Source organism: Sporosarcina luteola (genome assembly GCF_007991495.1).
In the GTDB taxonomy this organism is placed as follows: domain Bacteria; phylum Bacillota; class Bacilli; order Bacillales_A; family Planococcaceae; genus Sporosarcina; species Sporosarcina luteola.
In genome coordinates, this window is the sequence record NZ_BJYL01000004.1 from 121,835 (window position 1) to 140,760 (window position 18,926).

20 protein-coding genes are annotated in these 18,926 nt (G+C 43.9%); all 20 read right to left on the minus strand.

Annotated features, from left to right (window positions below; translation table 11 throughout):
- Nucleotides 1-58: 58 nt before the first annotated feature.
- Nucleotides 59-358, minus strand: a complete 300-nt coding sequence (locus SLU01_RS01765; RefSeq protein ID WP_147054700.1) for an EscU/YscU/HrcU family type III secretion system export apparatus switch protein — start codon at nt 356-358, stop codon at nt 59-61.
- Nucleotides 355-2,253: a TP0910 N-terminal domain-containing protein gene (locus tag SLU01_RS01770; protein ID WP_147054702.1), complete on the minus strand. Its 1,899-nt coding sequence runs from the start codon at nt 2,251-2,253 to the stop codon at nt 355-357. Before SLU01_RS01770 ends, SLU01_RS01765 begins: the two co-directional genes overlap by 4 nt.
- Nucleotides 2,250-3,029, minus strand: a complete 780-nt coding sequence (rnhB, locus tag SLU01_RS01775; protein WP_147054704.1) for a ribonuclease HII — start codon at nt 3,027-3,029, stop codon at nt 2,250-2,252. Before rnhB ends, SLU01_RS01770 begins: the two co-directional genes overlap by 4 nt.
- An 88-nt stretch (nt 3,030-3,117) precedes the next feature.
- Nucleotides 3,118-3,999 carry a ribosome biogenesis GTPase YlqF gene (ylqF, locus tag SLU01_RS01780; protein ID WP_147054706.1) on the minus strand — a complete coding sequence of 294 codons (882 nt, stop codon included), beginning with the start codon at nt 3,997-3,999 and terminating at the stop codon, nt 3,118-3,120.
- A gap of 19 nt (nt 4,000-4,018) precedes the next feature.
- The gene (gene lepB / locus SLU01_RS01785; protein WP_147054708.1) at nt 4,019-4,576 is read right to left on the minus strand and encodes a signal peptidase I; all 558 of its coding nucleotides are present in this window, start codon (nt 4,574-4,576) and stop codon (nt 4,019-4,021) included.
- A 264-nt stretch (nt 4,577-4,840) separates the two neighbouring features.
- Nucleotides 4,841-5,185, minus strand: coding sequence for a 50S ribosomal protein L19 (gene rplS / locus SLU01_RS01790; protein WP_147054710.1), 345 nt, complete (start codon nt 5,183-5,185; stop codon nt 4,841-4,843).
- A 123-nt stretch (nt 5,186-5,308) separates the two neighbouring features.
- Complete coding sequence (trmD, locus tag SLU01_RS01795) at nt 5,309-6,049, minus strand: tRNA (guanosine(37)-N1)-methyltransferase TrmD (protein WP_218029687.1); 741 nt, start codon at nt 6,047-6,049, stop codon at nt 5,309-5,311.
- Nucleotides 6,046-6,561, minus strand: coding sequence for a ribosome maturation factor RimM (gene rimM, locus SLU01_RS01800; protein ID WP_147054712.1), 516 nt, complete (start codon nt 6,559-6,561; stop codon nt 6,046-6,048). Before rimM ends, trmD begins: the two co-directional genes overlap by 4 nt.
- Before the next feature lie 214 nt (nt 6,562-6,775).
- Nucleotides 6,776-7,009, minus strand: coding sequence for a KH domain-containing protein (locus SLU01_RS01805; RefSeq protein WP_147054714.1), 234 nt, complete (start codon nt 7,007-7,009; stop codon nt 6,776-6,778).
- Nucleotides 7,010-7,029: 20 nt separating this feature from the next.
- Nucleotides 7,030-7,302: a 30S ribosomal protein S16 gene (gene rpsP / locus SLU01_RS01810; RefSeq protein ID WP_147054716.1), complete on the minus strand. Its 273-nt coding sequence runs from the start codon at nt 7,300-7,302 to the stop codon at nt 7,030-7,032.
- 253 nt (nt 7,303-7,555) lie between these two features.
- Entirely contained in the window at nt 7,556-8,911 is a 1,356-nt protein-coding gene (ffh, locus tag SLU01_RS01815) for a signal recognition particle protein (RefSeq protein WP_147054718.1), read from the minus strand.
- 12 nt (nt 8,912-8,923) lie between these two features.
- Nucleotides 8,924-9,259: a putative DNA-binding protein gene (locus SLU01_RS01820; protein ID WP_147054720.1), complete on the minus strand. Its 336-nt coding sequence runs from the start codon at nt 9,257-9,259 to the stop codon at nt 8,924-8,926.
- 87 nt (nt 9,260-9,346) lie between these two features.
- The gene (gene ftsY / locus SLU01_RS01825; protein WP_147054722.1) at nt 9,347-10,336 is read right to left on the minus strand and encodes a signal recognition particle-docking protein FtsY; all 990 of its coding nucleotides are present in this window, start codon (nt 10,334-10,336) and stop codon (nt 9,347-9,349) included.
- A gap of 29 nt (nt 10,337-10,365) precedes the next feature.
- The gene (gene smc / locus SLU01_RS01830) at nt 10,366-13,929 is read right to left on the minus strand and encodes a chromosome segregation protein SMC (protein WP_170232549.1); all 3,564 of its coding nucleotides are present in this window, start codon (nt 13,927-13,929) and stop codon (nt 10,366-10,368) included.
- A 2-nt stretch (nt 13,930-13,931) separates the two neighbouring features.
- The gene (rnc, locus tag SLU01_RS01835; protein ID WP_373866380.1) at nt 13,932-14,699 is read right to left on the minus strand and encodes a ribonuclease III; all 768 of its coding nucleotides are present in this window, start codon (nt 14,697-14,699) and stop codon (nt 13,932-13,934) included.
- A gap of 181 nt (nt 14,700-14,880) precedes the next feature.
- Nucleotides 14,881-15,114: an acyl carrier protein gene (locus SLU01_RS01840; protein ID WP_373866381.1), complete on the minus strand. Its 234-nt coding sequence runs from the start codon at nt 15,112-15,114 to the stop codon at nt 14,881-14,883.
- 400 nt (nt 15,115-15,514) lie between these two features.
- The gene (gene fabG / locus SLU01_RS01850) at nt 15,515-16,261 is read right to left on the minus strand and encodes a 3-oxoacyl-[acyl-carrier-protein] reductase (protein WP_147054730.1); all 747 of its coding nucleotides are present in this window, start codon (nt 16,259-16,261) and stop codon (nt 15,515-15,517) included.
- 3 nt (nt 16,262-16,264) lie between these two features.
- Nucleotides 16,265-17,203 carry an ACP S-malonyltransferase gene (gene fabD, locus SLU01_RS01855; RefSeq protein ID WP_147054732.1) on the minus strand — a complete coding sequence of 313 codons (939 nt, stop codon included), beginning with the start codon at nt 17,201-17,203 and terminating at the stop codon, nt 16,265-16,267.
- Complete coding sequence (plsX, locus tag SLU01_RS01860) at nt 17,200-18,192, minus strand: phosphate acyltransferase PlsX (protein ID WP_147054733.1); 993 nt, start codon at nt 18,190-18,192, stop codon at nt 17,200-17,202. The genes fabD and plsX overlap by 4 nt, the downstream gene beginning before the upstream one ends.
- Nucleotides 18,192-18,773 (minus strand): transcription factor FapR, encoded by a 582-nt coding sequence (fapR, locus tag SLU01_RS01865; RefSeq protein ID WP_147054735.1) that lies wholly within the window; start codon nt 18,771-18,773, stop codon nt 18,192-18,194. Before fapR ends, plsX begins: the two co-directional genes overlap by 1 nt.
- Nucleotides 18,774-18,926 lie beyond the last annotated feature (153 nt).

Genomic DNA, 18,926 nt, shown 5'->3' on the forward strand with positions numbered 1-18,926 from the left:
CATGTCAAATAATGTCCACAATTGTATTTGGTAAATGTGCATTTTTTGACAACGTTCGTCATTTATCGATTGTTCGTTTTAATGAATTATGCTCCCGATCAACGTGATAAATATAGGCAAAGACTTCAGCAACCGCTTGGTACAGTTGTTCAGGAATTGTTTCATTCACATCCAACTGACCCATCAACTCCACTAAAGTCGGGTCTTCTTGTATTGGAACATCATGCTCCAATGCCTTTCCGATAATATTTTCTGCAATCTTACCCTTGCCTTTCGCGACGACTTTAGGAGCTTCTCCTGCCTCTGGATCGTAAGAGAGAGCAATTGCTTCTTTTCTCATATGCTTTTTTTCTGTCATATCCGAAAGTCAACTCCCTGGTGATCAGTCATAAGCTTTGGCTGCTTTAAACCCTTTTCTTCTTCCAAGAAATTTTTAAAAGAGATACCTGAAAGTTGATAGTCCAATGCTTCCAGACCTTTCTTCAACTTATCTTGGAGACGATTTCCAACAACTTTCAACATTTCATTCTCATTATAGATCGTGACAGCAATGACTCGATTTTGAACTTGCATATCGACTACCGTTTTATTGATAGATTCCAAGTCAAGATAAAAGAGGATCCTTGCATAATCGGGATCAATTTTTCCGTCATCTTTCATTCGTCCGTTCCATTGCAAAGTTGCATCAATCCGCTTCCCTAGTAATTCCAGGGGAAGTTGCATGACAATCTGTTGATTCATGCCCGTTTCGGTTGAATGAAGCATTGATCCATTCATTCGCGCAACGACCATTTCCGCCGCTTCCTTCACTGCTGGTGAAATCGAGCTGTCATGCAACAGTGCAACTAACTGGGGTTTTAGCATCTCTGCAGTCTTCGAGAAATCCGCTTCCCGATGTAACAATCCTGCCTCATAATTCATTCCCAAAACTTTGAAAAGGGTTTGCATCGCTTCTTTCATTGCCTTTCCATCAATCGCTTGTTCAACAGCCATTTGCGACGCCTGTACAAGTTCCTTGACAGCTGGAAGTTGAGACTGCTCCATCGTACGGAACAGTTCAGGAAGCTTAGCATCAGCGTTTTCCAGTTGCAATACTCTCATCATAGTAACTGCAGCCTCTGTCTTGGCTTGCATGGAATTAGATTGATCCGTTACTGCACGAAACAATAATTTGCTTATCTGTTCGCTAACGGTTGAAAATCTCATTTCGCTAAGAGGAAGCTTTTCCATTTCATTCAGAAGCCCTATCAGTTGGGATTTAAACTGCTGTTGTATGACAGGATCATTTTGAACCGAAATTTTCATTTGATCAAGACGTGCAGCTGCAACTTCGCTCTTCGCATTTACAACGGCTTTCAAGACGTCTTGCCATGATTCCAAAGTCATCGTTGCAGGACGTACTTCAGGACTGCTAACTAGAGCCGTGGAGCTCGACTGTTCGACAAGTGATGAATGAAGCACATGTTGCAAATTGGCAAGCGATGATGTAGAAGGCAGAATTCCACTGTTTTTCATCAGCTGTAATACATGGAACCTCTCCATCTGCGGGGCATTATCATCAAGGAGCTTTTGCATCGCACCACTAAAAAGCATCCTCTCCGAAGTGGCTGTCATACTTTTGCCCATTTCCGCTAACGTCTTCAAAATGGCATCCTTCAGTTGCGGCTGGACACCTTCATCGCTCCCTAACGCAGCCTTAAAAGTGTCAATAACAGTATGTAACCCTTCTTTCGCTTCAACTCCGATAAGGGATTTGAAATTAACGTCATTAAGCGGCAGCTTCATTTCAACTAATTTTTGCAGAGAATTCAGCGCTTCGTTGCGGAGAGCTGATGGAACTGTTTTCAAAAGTTGCTCTGCTTCCAAAAGAATTTCACGGGATATCGGGAGTTTTTGTTTCATGAAATGGTTTAATAAACTTTGCATTTCCTGTGATTTTGGCAACTGCATGGATTCCATCAAGTTCAGTAATTGTTTTGATTGGCCAACAGACTCTTGCAAAGGTCCTGAAACTACTTTTAGCTGCAGCTCCGGTTCTGTGGATTTAACTTGGAAATAGTAGGCATCTCCCGCCTTCATCGGCACTTCCAACTTCGCCATCAACTTTTGCCCGCCGATTTGGACTTCAGCCATCTGTCCCGGAAAAAGTTGTTTGATTTGTCCATGAAACATCTGGCCTTCACGCAATGTTAAGGGTTTTTGGGACGTCATTGTGGACTGCGCTGTTAACCGGGGAATCGACGGATGACTCAATTGGCTTCAGTCCTTTCCAACATGGATTTTACAGGCTCAAATGTCTTTCTATGATGTTCACACGGTCCATGGTTCAATAGAGCCTCTACATGCTCTGATGTGCCATAACCCGCATTCTTTCTGAATTTATACATCGGATAATGAATGTCGAGCTTTTCCATCAACTCATCTCTCGTAGTTTTAGCAAGGATGGAAGCTGCCGCTATCGCTAAACTTTTCTCATCCCCTTTGATGATCGATTCTGTCTCGCAGTTGACTTGGAGCGTCATTGCATCGACCAAGACGATGTCCGGGCGGATTGAGAGAGCGTTAACTGCAGCTTCCATCGATTCGATTGTTGCAACATAAATGTTCAATTCATCAATCCGTGCAGCAGATTGAATATGAACGGAATAACTTACCGCAATCTCCTTGATGAGGGTTGCCAGCCGTTCCCTTTCCTGTTTTGATATCTTTTTTGAATCATCCAGCCCTAGAAGGTCATCCACCCGCTCAGGCAAGACGACAGCTGCACAGACAACCGGACCAGCCAACGGTCCCCTTCCTGCTTCATCGACCCCACACACTAAAGCATCTTGTGTTCGTTTATAGCTGGCATCAAAGGCTATTTTTCCTTCAAACGCTTGTTTCACTTGTCTTTTTTTCTCGTAATTGCGATTCCAACGTGCAAGTTCTTTTTTCACCCCTGCGCGATGATCCGCTTTAAGCTGTTCCATCCAAGGTTCGGGAGTCATCGTCGTTTGAAGCTGTTCAGCTATTTCTTTAATGGTTTTCATTTTTCCACCTTCTATATGTATATCTGCATTAGTCTTTATATCGGCTAAAATTATTGCCCTTCAATTGAAAAAGGTCGATGCCACGGAATTATTCCGTAACTTCATCGACCTTTTTTTCTTTATTGTCGGAGATGAAATCGAAAGTCAACTTGCCAAGCAGTTCACTGCGGATGTCCTGAATGATCAATTCAGCCACTTTGTCATAATCGATTTCCCCGCCTTGCGTATAAGTCTTGCGGGTTTCTCCTATTGTATTAAATACTTTTTGGATGTCGTCTCCTACAGTTTGAATGCCATATCTCTTTTCAAGCCGATCAGGATAACGCTCTTCCAAAAAGCGAAGACCATAGACCGCCAAGTTTTCCATGTTGACGACCGTATCTTTGATTGCGCCTGTTAATGCAAGCTTATACCCGACGGATTGGTCTTCAAATTTCGGCCAAAGAATTCCCGGTGTATCAAGCAACTCCAATTCTTTTTCGAACTTGATCCATTGCTGGGCTTTTGTCACTCCCGGTTTATTTCCCGTCTTAGCAATATTTTTCCTTGCCAACCGATTAATCAATGTTGACTTTCCGACATTCGGAATCCCGACGATCATTGCGCGGATCGCCCCAGGTCTAATACCTCTTTTTTTCATGCGCTCGATTTTCGGGGCCAGTATTTCCTTAGCCGCTTTTGTCACCGTTTGCATTCCTTTTCCTTCGAATGAATTGATAGCGACCGCTCGGATGCCTTCAGTTTCAAAATGTTTAATCCAACGCTCTGTCTCTTTATCATCAGCAAGATCCATTTTATTCAAAATCACTAACCTTGGTTTTTGCTGGATCACTTCATCAATCATCGGATTTCTTGAGGAAAGGGGTAACCTTGCGTCTATTAACTCAAATACAATATCAACCAGCTTCAGTTGTTCTGTCACTTCACGTCTTGCTTTGGCCATATGGCCTGGAAACCATTGGATGGTCATTGTTACTCATTCCCTTTCTTCACTCCACCGTGCCGAAGTCTTTAATCGGCCAAAATACGAATTTCGTACTTCCGATGATTTCGTCTATCGCGACAGCTCCGATATGTCTGGAATCCTTACTTTTCCTGCGGTTATCGCCCATGACAAAGACATAGCCTTCCGGAACCGTCTCACGTTGGATCTTTTCTTCGAGTGTAAAATCCTCCGTTAATGGCCCATCCGCAATTTCCGCTTTGTACTTATCCAGATAAGATTCTTCATACGGCTCATCGTTGATATATAAAATATCATCCCGGTATTCAACCTTATCTCCCGGGAGACCGATGACCCTTTTAATATAGTCTTTCTTTTCGGGGGCATGGAAGACGACGATATCGAACCGATCAGGTTTACCTAGCGTATAACCGATTTTGTTTACGATCATTTTATCGCCATGTTCGAGCGTCGGCATCATCGAAATGCCGTCTACAACAATTGGTGTGAATAAAAATATCCGAATGATTGCCGCCAAACCAAACGCGATTAAAAGCGCCTTAATCCATTCCCATGTTTCATTTTTCTTTTTTTCTTCATTCATCGCCAAAGCCTCCCGCCTAACTACTATCCTTATTGTACAGTCTATTCCTATTTGAATCAAAGAACAAAAGCGAAGGGTGGCGGTTAGCCTCGACAGGCATAAGACAGATCTGCGAAACGGCGCTTTTTGCCGTGCAGCGGAGATGACTTATGACCCGAGAGGCTGCCACCCGGAGCTGGATGCAAAAAGAAAGGAGACCATTTTTCAGGTCTCCTTTTACTTTCAATCGGAAACAGCAGAGACTTGGTCCCCACCATTCCAATATTATCGGATTTCTTTAATACGTGCAGCTTTTCCGCGTAGGTTACGTAGGTAGTACAATTTAGCACGACGTACTTTACCGCGACGAGTTACTTCAAGTTTAGCAATTTTCGGTGTGTGTACAGGGAATGTACGTTCAACACCTACACCGTTGGAGATTTTACGGACTGTGAATGTTTCACTGATTCCGCCTCCACGACGCTTGATAACAACACCTTCGTAAATTTGGATACGTTCGCGCGTACCCTCAACGATTTTCACGTGTAGGCGGACAGTGTCCCCAGGACGGAAATCAGGAATATCAGTACGAAGTTGGTCTTTTGTTACTTCTGCAATAATGTTTTGCATGGTTTTCTCTCCTTATTCACAGATGCTCATGCATTGCTTACCTTTGCAGCGGAACACCAGTCAGTATGTACTCCCCATAGAAGTACATAGTAGATGTTATCATAAATATTGCACATCTGCAAGTCATTTTTCTTCGTTACGAAGCTGTTTTAAGTATGCCTGTTGATGTTCTGTCAATGGGGCATCCACTAGAAGGTCTTTTCTTCTCTTGAATGTCCGTTTTAGTGATTGTTCTTGTCGCCATTTTTCGATTTCTGCATGATTGCCTGATAACAGGACATCAGGGACTTTCATTCCTCTGAAATCGGCTGGTCTTGTATATTGAGGGTGTTCGAGAAGCCCTGTTGAGAATGAATCATGGACGGGGGAATCTGTGTTGCCTAAGACGTTTGGAAGCAGCCTGACTACGCTGTCGATGATCGCCATTGAGGCAATTTCTCCACCGGTCAGCACGAAATCTCCGAGTGATATTTCGTCCGTGACTAGATACTCACGTATACGCTCGTCATAGCCTTCATAATGGCCGCATAGAAAAACAAGATGTTCTTCCTTGGAAAGTTCCTCAGCCTTTTGCTGATTGAACCTCTCCCCTTGGGGACACATCAGAATGACACGTGGCTTTTTCGATTCATCGAGAGCCAACGATTCGACGGCAGCAAAGAGCGGTTCAGGCTTTAAAACCATTCCTGCCCCTCCGCCGTACGGGTAGTCGTCCACTTTATGGTGCTTGTTGCCTGAGAAGTCTCTGAAGTCGGTCACTTTAAATGTTACCGCCTCGTTTTCCTGGGCTTTTTTCATGATGGAAGAGTGCAGCACCCCTTTGAACATTTCCGGGAACAAAGAGAGCACATCTATTTTCATCATGAAAGAAGCCCTTCCATCGGTTCGATGATAATCCGTTTCTGCTCAATATCCACTTCTTTGACAATGTCGTCGATATATGGAATATATTGTGGCTTCCCTGCTTTAGGTGTAACTGTCCAAACATCATTCGCCCCTGTTGCTAATATTTCCGTTACTTCTCCGATTTCTTCACCCGTATCCGTGAGTACGATGCAACCAATGATTTCATGGTAGTAAAATTCGCCTTCTTCGAGCTCCCCGAGCTGTTTTTCAGAAACCTTCAAGAGGCCGTCCCTGTATTTTTCCACATCATTGATATTGATATGGCCTTCAAAGGTCAGAAGGTCGAAGTTTTTATGGCGTCGGTGACTTGCCACAATGAGCTTGATCGGTTTTTTTTCATTGGGCATAAATAAAGTAAGTTCATTCCCGATCGCATATCTTTCTTCCGGGAAATCAGTGCGCGAGATGACACGCACTTCACCTTGTATTCCGTGTGTGTTGACAATTTTTCCTACATTGAACCATTGCATGCAATACACCTTCCTTTCTCATTTCGAGCATGATAGATCTGGAATAAACTAAAATAAGTATCAATTAATCACAAAGAACAAATTATTAGTTATTCTATATAGACAAAAAAAGGAGGGAACATAAGCTCCCTCCTTTTGCACAGGTTTCAAACAAGCAAGAAGTATGCTTGCGGGTAGCCTGTTGGTTAGTCTGATCTGTCGCTTTCGCTTTTAATCAGTCAATGATATCAAGGTAAATTTTCTTACCGTGGTGACTGCCTGCTGCTGAATAAACAATAGTTCGTATCGCTTTCGCAACACGCCCTTGCTTTCCGATCACTTTCCCCATATCTTCAGGGTTCACGGAAAGTTTGTAAGTGACTCGATGATGTTGTTCATCTTTGTCGACCTGAACATCCCCGGGATGATCGACTAAAGGTTTGACAATCGTTTCAATCAGCTGCTTCATGTCCACCCCTCCTGATATGATTACTTACCGTATTTAGCGTTGTGGAATTTCTCCATGATGCCTTGGTCTGAGAACAGGTTACGAACTGTATCAGATGGTTTTGCACCGTTTTGAAGCCATTTAAGCGCCAATTCTTCGTTGATTTTTACTTCCGCTGGTTTTGTAAGCGGGTTGTAAGTACCAACTGTTTCGATTTGACGGCCATCACGTGGTGAACGTGAATCTGCTACTACAATACGATAGAAAGGAGTTTTCTTTGCTCCCATACGTTTAAGACGAATTTTTACTGACATTTTTACTTGCACCTCCGAATAGTTTCACACAAGATAGTATATTATCAAGGTTTTTCATGTTTGTAAAGTGTTTTTTCTTAACACCTAAAAATCAATGTTGATTTCCACTACAGGCGGACGCTTTCCGCCGGCATGGCTTCAGTCTCCTCACTCCACTTCGCTTCGTTGCGGGGTCTTCAGCTCATGCTATTCCGGCAGGAGTCGCCGCCTTTCGTTGCAATCAACGGAGCTTCCTAGAAACAAAATCAAGTAGTTACTTGAATAAAGAGTCGAATCCAGGCATTTTCATCTTCTTTTTGCCTTTTTGTTGCATGTTAGTCATCTGTTTGACCATCTTTTTCATTTCTTCAAATTGCTTAAGAAGTCGATTCACTTCCTGGATGGAAGTTCCTGATCCTTTTGCAATCCGCTTTCGCCTGTTGGCATTGATGATTTCCGGGGTCGTACGTTCTGCTATTGTCATCGATCGGATGACAGCTTCTACGCGTCCCATCTGACTTTCATCGACTTGAGCGTTTTCAAGGCCTTTAATTTTATTCATTCCGGGCATCATTTTCAAAATCTCATCCAAAGGACCCATTTTCTTTACTTGCTGGAGTTGATCTAAAAAGTCGTCGAGTGTGAATGTTTGCGTCCGGAACTTTTGTTCAAGCTCCTTCGCCTTCTCTTCATCGACATTTTCTTGCGCTTTTTCAATTAAGGACATGACATCGCCCATCCCTAGAATCCGGGATGCCATCCGCTCAGGATGGAATGGTTCAAGCGCGTCCATTTTTTCGCCCATACCGACGAATTTAATCGGCTTCTGCGTAACGGAACGGATAGATAATGCGGCACCGCCTCGAGTATCGCCATCAAGTTTGGTCAATACGACCCCCGTGATGCCGATAGCGTCGTCAAAGGATTTAGCTACATTGACGGCATCCTGTCCTGTCATCGCATCGACGACGAGGAACACTTCGTCAGGCTTACTCAATTCCCGGATATCCTTCAATTCCTGCATAAGATTTTCATCGACATGCAAACGGCCCGCCGTATCGATGATGACGACGTCATGGTGTTCCTTTTCGGCTTCTGCAAGCGCTTGTCGCGCAATCTCAACCGGAGATACATCCGTCCCTAAAGAAAATACCGGCATCGTCAACTGTTTGCCGAGGGTTTCGAGCTGCTGAATCGCGGCTGGACGATAAACGTCAGCAGCGACGAGCAACGGCTTTTTATTATGCCGTTTACGAAGTACCGTCGCTAGTTTTCCGGTAGTCGTCGTTTTACCCGCGCCTTGCAAACCGACCATCATAATGACGGTAGGGGATTTCCTTGCGAATTGGATCGGATTCTGTTCCCCACCCATTAAATTCGTCAATTCATCCTTGACGATTTTCACGACTTGCTGGCCAGGCGTCAAGCTCTTCATAACGTCTTGGCCGACTGCCCGCTCGCTCACTGTTTTAACGAATTCTTTTACGACTTTCAAATTGACGTCCGCTTCTATAAGTGCAAATCGCACTTCGCGCATCATCTCTTTGACGTCAGCCTCACTGATCTTGCCTTTGCCCTTTATTTTCTGAAGCGTCCCTTGCAGGCGCTGGGCCAAACCTTCAAATGCCATGCATAGAACCCCCTACTCATGATCTTTTAATGCAGTCAATAGGATCTGCATTTTTTCGGATGTTCCATGATTCATTGTTGGTAAGAGCTGTTCAAGCTCTTCGATCATTTCCATCCTTTTTTGGAATTTCGAAAAAAGATTTAATTTATCTTCATAGTCTTCCAACATTGCTTCTGTTCTTCGGACATTATCGTAGACCGCTTGCCTGGAAACCCCATATTCCTCTGCAATTTCGCCGAGAGAAAGGTCATCCAAGTAATACAGTTGCATATAAATGCGTTGCTTTTCGGTCAACAACGTCTGATAGAAATCATAGAGGAAGTTGACGCGTGTCGTTTTTTCAAGCATCCCGCTTCGCCCCCTCTGCCAATCTTAGTATGGCGAGCATGAACTGTCAAGTAATAATACTTGTCTAACCGAAAGCGAAGGTGTGATTTATTCTTCAGCTTCCTTCTCCAGTCCTTCTGCAAATAGCCCGTACACATATTTTTCTGGATCGAATGGTTGAAGGTCATCCATTCCTTCTCCAAGCCCTACGAATTTTACGGGGATGTTCAGTTTATTGCGGATAGCTAAAACAATTCCGCCTTTAGCAGTTCCATCAAGTTTTGTAAGAACAATTCCAGTAACATTCGTCGCTTCTTTGAAAGTCTGTGCCTGGATCAATGCATTCTGTCCAGTTGTAGCATCAAGTGCAAGAAGAACTTCATGCGGAGCGCCTTCAATCTCTTTTCCGATCACACGGTGGACTTTCTCCAATTCGTTCATCAAGTTCACTTTGTTTTGCAATCGACCGGCAGTATCACAAATAAGGACATCCACCTTACGATTTTTCGCTGCGCGGATCGCATCATACATAACTGCTGCAGGATCAGACCCTTCCGATTGTCTAATGACCTCAACACCGACCCGTTCGCCCCAAACGACAAGTTGGTCAATCGCTCCTGCACGGAAAGTATCCCCCGCCGCAAGCATGACTGTCTTCCCTTCCTCTTTCAAACGAGCCGCCAGCTTACCGATTGTCGTCGTTTTTCCGACACCATTCACGCCAACCATCAGAATCACTGTCAGTTCATCTTGCATATTCAGATCCGTATCAAGTTCCTCGCCAGCTTTGTATATTTCAACTAACTTTTCAGATATGACCGATTGAATACCGTCCGTATTTTTAATGTTCTTCCTTTTGACTTCCCATCGCAACTGATCAACGAGTTCCATCACTGTTTCTACACCAACATCAGCCTGTAATAAAAGTTCTTCAAGCTCTTCAAAAAAGTCCTCGTCCACTTCCCGGAAGCGGGCAACAAGATCATTTACTTTTGAAGTGAAGGAATTTCGTGTTTTCGAAAGACCATCTTTAAATTTCTCGGTAACCGTTTCGTTAGTACCTGTAATTTTTTCTTTCAGCTTCTTGAAAAATGCCAATCCAATTCTCTCCTTTTATCCTCATTCATCTATCCAAGCATCTCTGCCGGAACTTCTGACAGTTTTACTGAAATTAGCTTCGAGACGCCCGATTCTTGCATCGTAATACCATACAAAACATCCGCTCCTTCCATCGTACCTTTACGATGAGTAATGACGATGAATTGTGTATTGTCCGAGAACTTCTTCAAATACTTACTGTACCGGATGACATTCGCTTCGTCGAGCGCCGCCTCTACCTCATCTAAAATACAGAAAGGGACTGGCCGGACTTCTATAATTGAAAACAGTAAAGTAATCGCCGTAAGCGCACGTTCTCCGCCGGATAACAGACTTAAGTTTTGCAATTTTTTACCAGGTGGTCGGGCAACTATTTCCACACCGGTTTCCAGTAGATTATCAGGCTGCGTAAGAATCAAATCTGCATCTCCCCCGCCGAACATCTCCTTAAAGACCGTATGGAATCGACTTCTAACAGCATTGAAAGTCGTACCAAAGCGCATTTCCATTTCCTTATCCATTTCAGACATCGCTTCGTTCAATGTGTTTTTTGCTTCCAGCAGATCATTTCGTTGCTCAGTAAGAAATGCATGGCGTTCAGAAACTTCTTTGAACTCCTGGATAGCACTTGGGTTAACCGAACCTAGCGATTCCCGTTCTTCTTTCAGGTGTGTCACCCGATTTCTTGTCTGTTCAACATCAAAATTATTTTCAATCTCACTGCTAAAGTCTGGATAAAGTCCATATTCATCTAACAATCGATTTGTAATAGATTCATATTTCACTTCAAGTCGTGAAACGGTTACGTTGATTTCGTTTAAAGCCGAAACGGCCTTCCCCTCGTCGATCCGTAGTTGCTTCAATGAATATTCCTGTTCATCCAGAGTATCTGCAATCCGATTCCGATTTGCCCTTTCATCCATCAGCGATTTTTCAATCGATGATTTTTCAGATGCTGATCGTTCGATATTGGCTGTAATTTCTTCCGGTGTAAGCTCTATTCCATCTTCATGTTCGGAATATAACAGTTGATCGGCCGTTAAAGCGGATATCTTTTGTTCAAGATGAACAAGCGTTTCTTCCATCTCCGCAATAGATGACTGCTGATGACCTTTCTGTTCCCGATGGATTGCCGCTTGCTCCCTTAGCTCACTATTTCTAGCCATTAGGGCAGCTTCCTCATTACGTCTATCGGCAGCTAGGCGTTCTAACGTCTCAACTTCCTTTTGTGTGGAAGCCAGTGTTGACTTTACCATTGCATGTTCCTCAAGCAATGCCGATTTCTTATTTGCCAATTCTGCACCGACGTTTTCAGCACCAGCCTTGCCTTTTTCCGCCAGTGAGATTTGTGATTCAAGTGCTCTCACTTCCATATCCATTTCACGAAGACCCGAATCTACAGAAGATTGTTCTTCACGAAAACCCTCTAGCTGTTGGCGGAATCTTTCCGTATCATGCATGTGTTGGGCGACAGCCATTTTTGAATCACCCATTTTTTTCGTCGCGGTTTCAATCGATGTCGCCATGCGTTCAATCTGGGCGCTTAACGTTTCCAGTTCCGCCTTTCTAGAAAAAACGGATGATTGTCCTTTAGCCCCTCCGCCAGTGAGAGAACCGCCGGCATTCACGACATCGCCGTCAAGTGTAACGATTCGATATTTATAATCCAACGTTTTTGCAATTGCCGAGGCGCCAGCCAACGACTTTGCGACGACAGTCATACCAAGTAGGTTTTCAGTTATGATTTTAAAGGCATTATCGGTTTGTACAAGTTGCTCAGCCGTTCCCACGAACTCGGGATGTTGTTCAGCGATGCGAAGAGATGCAGATGGAAGCCTCCTTGGTCTCATGACATCCCGAGGAAGGAATGTTGCCCGGCCCGCATTCCTTTGCTTCAAATAACCGATAGCATTCCTTGCTTCCGCCTCTGTTGATGTGACTATATGCTGTGCCGCACCACCTAAAGCCGTTTCTATCGCTTTGATGTAAGGATCCGCTATCGTAATCAGCTCAGCGACAGCACCGTCCACACCACGCAATCTTCCTTCCTTATTTGCAATGAGTACAGATCTTACCCCAGAATAAAAACCTGAGAATTCCGCCTCTAAACTTTTAAGTGCACGCAATCTTCCTTGCATTTCAGATTGTTTATTCAAAGCGTTTTGCATGAACTGCTGTTGGTTTTTTAAATCCTTATCCGATTCCTCATAACATTTTTCTGAGTTTCTGTATGCGGCTTCCACTTGCTCCCTTTTAGCCTTCAAAGACGCAATTACTTTTAGTTGCATTGATCTTTTTTCATTCACTTCATGAAGTTTCGCTTTTAAAACAGAGGTTTGTTCCAATATCCTGTCGGTTGAATTCTTTTCGCCCTGCAACCGTTCTTCAATATGCTTCAAATCGTTTCTAATTGTCGCCTCTTCATTCAAAAGGTCGATATATGTTGATTTTAATTCATCAATTTCTTTTTCAGTCTCTTTCACTGACCTTTTAAGAATTTGTGAAATCTCGTTCATTTCGGTTTGGATTATCTCCAGCTTGGAGTTAGTGCTATCCATCTTCTCTTTCAAAGCCGATAACTTGACTAAGAAAACGTCTTTGTCCTTTTGGGCAGCAGCCAACTCTTTGTTAATGCGAATTATATGTTGCTCGGTATTCTTTTGCTTTTCAATTGTTAAAAGGCGCCGACCTTCCCACTTTTCAGTTTCAGCACTTAGTTCAACCAATTGCTTTTGAAGTAGTTCAATTTTTCTATCAGTATTTGCCAATTGATTTTTCAGCACATTTGAATTTTGCTCGGCCTTTGCAATTTCTGATTCAATTCCACTTCGCTGTCTCTTTTTTTCATCGAGAAGCGCTGTTTTCGCTAGTAATGATTCGCGAAATTTGGCTCCATCATAATTAAGTAGACGTACATCCGCTTCCCTAATTTCAGCGGATAGAACTTTATATTTTTCGGCAGCCTCTGCATTTTTTTCAAGCGGACCGATTCTTACATCCAATTCCTTCAAAATATCAAGGACACGATCCAAATTATCTTCCGTTTCAAAAAGCTTATGTTCGGCTTTTCTTTTCCGGGTTTTATATTTCAATACACCCGCCGCTTCGTCAAAAATACTTCTTCGATCTTCAGGTCGGCTGTTTAAAATTTCATCAACACGGCCCTGGGATATGATGGAAAAGGCCTCTTTTCCCAATCCCGAATCCATGAAGACATCATTAATATCCTTTAGTCGACATTGCTGACCGTTCAACAAATAATTACTTTCACCTGAGCGAAAAACACGCCGACTAACACTTATTTCCGTATAATCCAGCGGAAATAGCCCATTTGTATTATCGAGGATGAGTGTCACCTCGGCAAAATTCAGTGGCTTGCGAGAATCACTGCCTGCGAAAATCACGTCTTCCATTTTGGCGCCACGCAAAGATTTAGCCGATTGTTCTCCTAGTACCCAACGGATTGCATCAGTAATATTGCTTTTTCCGCTGCCATTAGGTCCGACAATAGCAGTCACACCCGGTACAAAATCAATGCCAATGCGCTCGGCAAATGATTTGAATCCGATAATCTCTACTCTTTTAAGAAACACAATCAGTTCTCCCCTTCGGCCTCAATTCCTTTTAATACTTGGATGGCTTGACGGGCCGCTTCCTGCTCGGCTTCTTTTTTTGACCTTCCGATTCCCATACCTAATTCGCGGTCTTCCAATCTCACGACGGTGACAAACTTTTTCGCATGCGCTGGACCTTTCTCTTCGATGATTTCATAATTTAAGTTGCCGCTGTTTGTCTGTTGAATAATCTCCTGCAAGCGACTTTTATAATCCATCACATGCGAAAAAGCACCGTCTCCAATTTTCGGGAACACAATCTTTTCAAGGAAGCCCGTGACCGGTTCCATCCCTTGATCCAAAAATAAGGCTCCAATATAGGCTTCAAAAACATCCGCTAGCAGTGCAGGTCGCATCCTGCCGCCAGTTTGCTCCTCACCTTTGCCAAGTAGTATGTAATCTCCAAAATGAAGTTCATTGGAAAACTTAACAAGTGACGGTTCACAAACGATTGCCGCTCTTAGCTTCGTCAGTTCACCTTCGCTCATATTCGGCTCGGTTGCATAAAGAAAACGTGAAACTCCAAGTTCCAAAACGGCATCGCCTAGAAATTCCAGTCTTTCGTTATCAGAGAAGTTTTTTCGACGATGTTCATTTACGTAAGAAGAATGGGTAAATGCATTGTAGAGGAATGACTCATCTTTAAAGAATATATTCAAGCGTTTTTGTAGGTCTTCAAATTTCCTTCGCACTTCAGCTGGAAGGGGCATGTTTACATTTTTATTTTTTTGCTTCGGTTTTGGATTCATCAAGATTCTGCCTTTCACTTCGTAGTTCCTTTAATTTTACACGGTTCGCGCCATACATGCAAAACCAAAAAGAGATACTTTCATACCTTTTCTATTAAGAAAGGATGAAAGCATCTCGATGGAAGTTCGTTTACATACGCATGAAGCGTAATTGAACTCTTTTTTGGAGATTACGATAAGATTAATTCACTTTTTCTTCGATATACTTTACAGCATCACCGACAGTTCCGATCTTTTCAGCGTCATCATCGGAAATTTCCATATCGAATTCATCTTCTAATTCCATTACAAGCTCAACGACATCCAAAGAGTCTGCGCCGAGATCATCACGGAAAGAAGCTTCAGGTTTCACTTCGCTTTCATCGACACCAAGACGGTCGACAACCACTTTCGTTACTCGTTCAAGTACTGACAAAACATTCACCTCCCCTCAAGAAAAGCGTAGGGCGGCGTTTAGATGCGACAGGCGCTGGAGGGCAGAAGTTAAAGGCGCTCTTTGCCTTTACCTTCTGCCCGAAGCGACCCGAGCAGCTGCCGCCCGCAGCTGGACAAAACGAAAAGCGTAGGGCGCTTGCTTAGCCCCGACAAGCGCTGGAGGGCTTGAAATAAAGGCGCTCTTTGCCTTTATCTTCAAGACCGAAGCGACTCGAGGGGCTAGCGCCCGAAGCTGGACAACAAGAAAAGCGTAAGCGGCCTGCTTAGGTGCGACAGGCATAAGACAGACCGGCGAAGCGGCGCTTTTTGCCGCACAGCTGGACTGGCTTATGACCCGAGCACCTGGCCGCTGAAGCTGGACACTAAAAATACAACGATACTTACATCACCATACCGCCATCAACATGAATTGTCTGCCCGGTTATATAATTTGCATCGTTAGACAACAGGAATGCAACAGCTCCTGCAACGTCTTCTGAAGAGCCGAGTTTTCCTAATGGAATTGCTGACAGCATTTGCGTCTTCACTTCTTCAGGAAGCGCGTCTGTCATATCGGTCGTAATAAATCCAGGGGCGACTGCATTAACCGTAATGTTACGGGTTGCCAATTCCTTTGCAGTTGTCTTCGTCAATCCGATAACTCCCGCTTTCGCGGCTACATAGTTCGCCTGTCCCGGGTTGCCGATGACGCCGACAATGGATGCTAGATTGACGATTTTCCCCGCACGTTGCTTCATCATTTGCCGCGTAACAGCTTTTGTGCATAGGAAGACACCTTTTAAGTTGATGTTGATGACATCATCCCATTCGTCTTCTTTCATGCGCATCAAAAGATTATCCCTTGTAATTCCGGCATTGTTTACTAGGAAATCGATTGAACCGAAGTTTTCCATTGTAGCGTCAATCATTTGTTTCACTTGATCCGCATCCGAAACATTTGCCTGGATTGCAAAGGCTTCACTACCCGAATCCTTAATGATTTGCACTACTTCATCGGCTTTTTCTTTGCTGCCGCTATAATTCACAGCAACTCTAGCCCCTTCTTTGCCTAACAGGATCGCAATCTCTCGTCCAATCCCTCGGGATGCCCCCGTAACAATTGCCGTCTTCCCATCAAATCTACCCATTCCTTACCACCCTTTCGATGCTTCAATCGCCGCTTGCAACGTTTCCTCATCATAAACAGGAATCACTGTGACGGATCTATCGATTTTCTTCACAAGTCCGCTAAGTACTTTACCAGGTCCACATTCAATGAAATGCGTCACTCCATGTTTGATCAACTGGCGGACGGAATCTTCCCAGAGAACCGGAGAATACAATTGTTCAACGAGGAGTTGTTTGACCTTCTCCTGATCTGTAACTGCTGCGGCATTCACATTCGCAATGACAGGAATTGATGCTTCTTTCATTTCCAACTCATCCAATGCGTTTTTTAGTCGTTCTGCTGCTGGTTTCATAAGTGACGAATGGAACGGACCGCTGACGTCAAGCGGAATCGCCCTTTTGGCTCCCGCTTCTTTTAAATCAATACAGGCTTTTTCGACCCCATTTTTCGTACCTGAAATGACAATTTGTCCTGGACAGTTCAAGTTTGCCGGTTGAACAGGATACCCTTCTGCCGTAATTGAATCTGTCACTTCCTTTAACTTTTTGCCGTCGAGCCCAAGAATGGCTGCCATCGCACCCTGCCCCGCTGGAACTGCATCGTTCATGAATAATCCGCGTTTACGGACTACTGAAACTCCGTCTTCGAATGATAAAACTCCTGAAGCGACAAGGGCTGTGTATTCCCCTAAGCTATGTCCTGCTGTGTATGCAGGTGTAATCCCCTCTTGGACGAGCCGGGAAGCGATCATGGCCCCGACTGTCAATAAAGCCGGTTGCGCGTTATATGTCAATGTGAGCTCTTCTTGCGGCCCATTTGAGATTAAGCCGCTTAACTTAAAGTTAAGCACATCATCCGCCTGTTCAAAAAAACGTTTACTATCCTCATGTTCCGCAAGCTCCACACCCATCCCGACAGATTGTGAACCTTGTCCCGGAAAAATAAAAGCAACTTTCGTCATTCCGAACCCACCTTTCCGACCGTTTCTCTAATCGTTCCACATACATCGAATTCAACCATCGTTCTTGCTTGCCTAATGGCATTAAAAATCGCATTGGCATTGGATGAGCCGTGCGCCTTTATAACAGGGGAATTCAAACCGAAAAGGCCTGCACCACCATACTCTGTATAATCCATTTTTTTCTTTAATCCGCGAAGGCCGTCTTTGACCATTGCTGCCGACAACTTGGATTTCAATGAAGCGCCATATACTTCTTTCAACATCGTAAAGAAGCCGGAAGCAGTACCTTCGATCGTCTTTAAAACCATATTTCCTGTAAAGCCGTCCGTAACGATAACATCGGCTTGTCCGCTCAATAATTCCCTTGACTCAATATTTCCGATAAAGTGAATCGGCGCTTCTGAAAGGAGGCCGAAAGCGGCTTTTGTCAATTCATTGCCTTTGCCTTCCTCAGTACCAATATTTAAAAGTCCAACACGCGGCTTTTTTATGCCTCGAACTTTTTCTGCATAAATGCTTCCCATAATAGCGTATTGCTGTAATTGCACTGGTTTTGCATCCGCATTCGCACCAACATCCAAAAAGACGAAACCTTTTCCATCAATCGTCGGAAGTGTTGGTGATAGCGCTGGACGGTCAATGCCTTCAATTCGACCGACGATGAATAGCCCGGCAGCCATCAATGCACCGGTATTCCCGGCAGAAACACATGCCTCTGCTTCCCCGTCTTTTACAGCTTGCGCCATCCGCACCATGGAAGCATCTTTCTTTCTTCGAATTGCACGGACAGGCTCATCATCCGGTTCGATGATTTCCGTACAGTGAATCACTTTTAAACGGTCATGCCCCTTCATATAAGGAGCCATCTTCTCTTCATTTCCATAAATATGTATATGTATATCATCAAATTCCGCAAGGCTTTCAATAGCGCCGGCAATTATTTCTCCGGGCGCGTGGTCTCCGCCCATTCCATCTAAAGCTATGATCATCATGATTTCCTCCTGCTCTGATCCGTCGTCTGATACATTTCAAATTCCCCAGTAAAGACTGTTTCGTTCTCTACAGTCGAGAAAACTTCAACGAAAGTCCTTTTGTCGTTCGAACGGTCCTTATCGACGATAGCGCGGGCAATAACGCGATCGCCTGCTTTGACAGGCCTCAGAAAATGGAGTGTCGAAGTGACAGTCAGGGCAAGATCGTCATCGAGAACCGCAACAGCTAATGAGTTCGCCTGTGCGAATAAATGATGTCCCCGAGCTATTCCATTCCGCTGAAAAACATGTTCTTCCGATACATCAAATATTGAAATTGCACGCTTATCCAATTCGATATCTACAATTTCTCCGATTACTTCATCAGATTGAAGTGATTTCACTTCGGCTTCCATCGTCCTTGCGGCGACAGTTTTCAACCTTTCGCGCAACTCAGGAATGCCACATTCCAATCGATCCAATCGGATTGTTTGTACACTTACGTTAAATTGCCTGGATAATTCTTCATCTGTCAGAAAAGGATTCTGTTCAAGGCTTATTCCAAGCTGGCGCTGCCTCTCCCTTTTTGGAACTCTCAATGATTTCACCCTTCCGGATTAGCACTTGGTACTAATACCAGTATATTATCATAGTTCTTGATTGATTTCTACAAAAACCTGATTCAATGATTCTCCCTTAAAAATCAAAAAAGGATTACAAGTTATAACTTCGCTTGTAATCCTTCTATTGAT

What these genes read in the sequence shown, in the direction of transcription:
- ylqF (WP_147054706.1), bottom strand. Translation starts at nt 3,999, where the DNA reads ATGACCATCCAATGGTTTCCAGGCCATATGGCCAAAGCAAGACGTGAA.
- rplS (WP_147054710.1), bottom strand. Translation starts at nt 5,185, where the DNA reads ATGCAAAACATTATTGCAGAAGTAACAAAAGACCAACTTCGTACTGAT.
- fabG (WP_147054730.1), bottom strand. Translation starts at nt 16,261, where the DNA reads ATGGGTAGATTTGATGGGAAGACGGCAATTGTTACGGGGGCATCCCGA.
- rpsP (WP_147054716.1), bottom strand. Translation starts at nt 7,302, where the DNA reads ATGTCAGTAAAAATTCGTCTTAAACGTATGGGAGCAAAGAAAACTCCT.
- ffh (WP_147054718.1), bottom strand. Translation starts at nt 8,911, where the DNA reads ATGGCATTTGAAGGTTTGGCCCAGCGCCTGCAAGGGACGCTTCAGAAA.
- fabD (WP_147054732.1), bottom strand. Translation starts at nt 17,203, where the DNA reads ATGACGAAAGTTGCTTTTATTTTTCCGGGACAAGGTTCACAATCTGTC.
- rnc (WP_373866380.1), bottom strand. Translation starts at nt 14,699, where the DNA reads ATGAATCCAAAACCGAAGCAAAAAAATAAAAATGTAAACATGCCCCTT.
- SLU01_RS01765 (WP_147054700.1), bottom strand. Translation starts at nt 358, where the DNA reads ATGACAGAAAAAAAGCATATGAGAAAAGAAGCAATTGCTCTCTCTTAC.
- trmD (WP_218029687.1), bottom strand. Translation starts at nt 6,049, where the DNA reads ATGATGAAAATAGATGTGCTCTCTTTGTTCCCGGAAATGTTCAAAGGG.
- SLU01_RS01820 (WP_147054720.1), bottom strand. Translation starts at nt 9,259, where the DNA reads ATGCTTGAAAAAACGACACGCGTCAACTTCCTCTATGATTTCTATCAG.
- rnhB (WP_147054704.1), bottom strand. Translation starts at nt 3,029, where the DNA reads ATGAAAACCATTAAAGAAATAGCTGAACAGCTTCAAACGACGATGACT.
- lepB (WP_147054708.1), bottom strand. Translation starts at nt 4,576, where the DNA reads ATGAATGAAGAAAAAAAGAAAAATGAAACATGGGAATGGATTAAGGCG.
- SLU01_RS01805 (WP_147054714.1), bottom strand. Translation starts at nt 7,009, where the DNA reads ATGAAGCAGCTGATTGAAACGATTGTCAAACCTTTAGTCGATCATCCC.
- plsX (WP_147054733.1), bottom strand. Translation starts at nt 18,192, where the DNA reads ATGATCATAGCTTTAGATGGAATGGGCGGAGACCACGCGCCCGGAGAA.
- rimM (WP_147054712.1), bottom strand. Translation starts at nt 6,561, where the DNA reads ATGCAATGGTTCAATGTAGGAAAAATTGTCAACACACACGGAATACAA.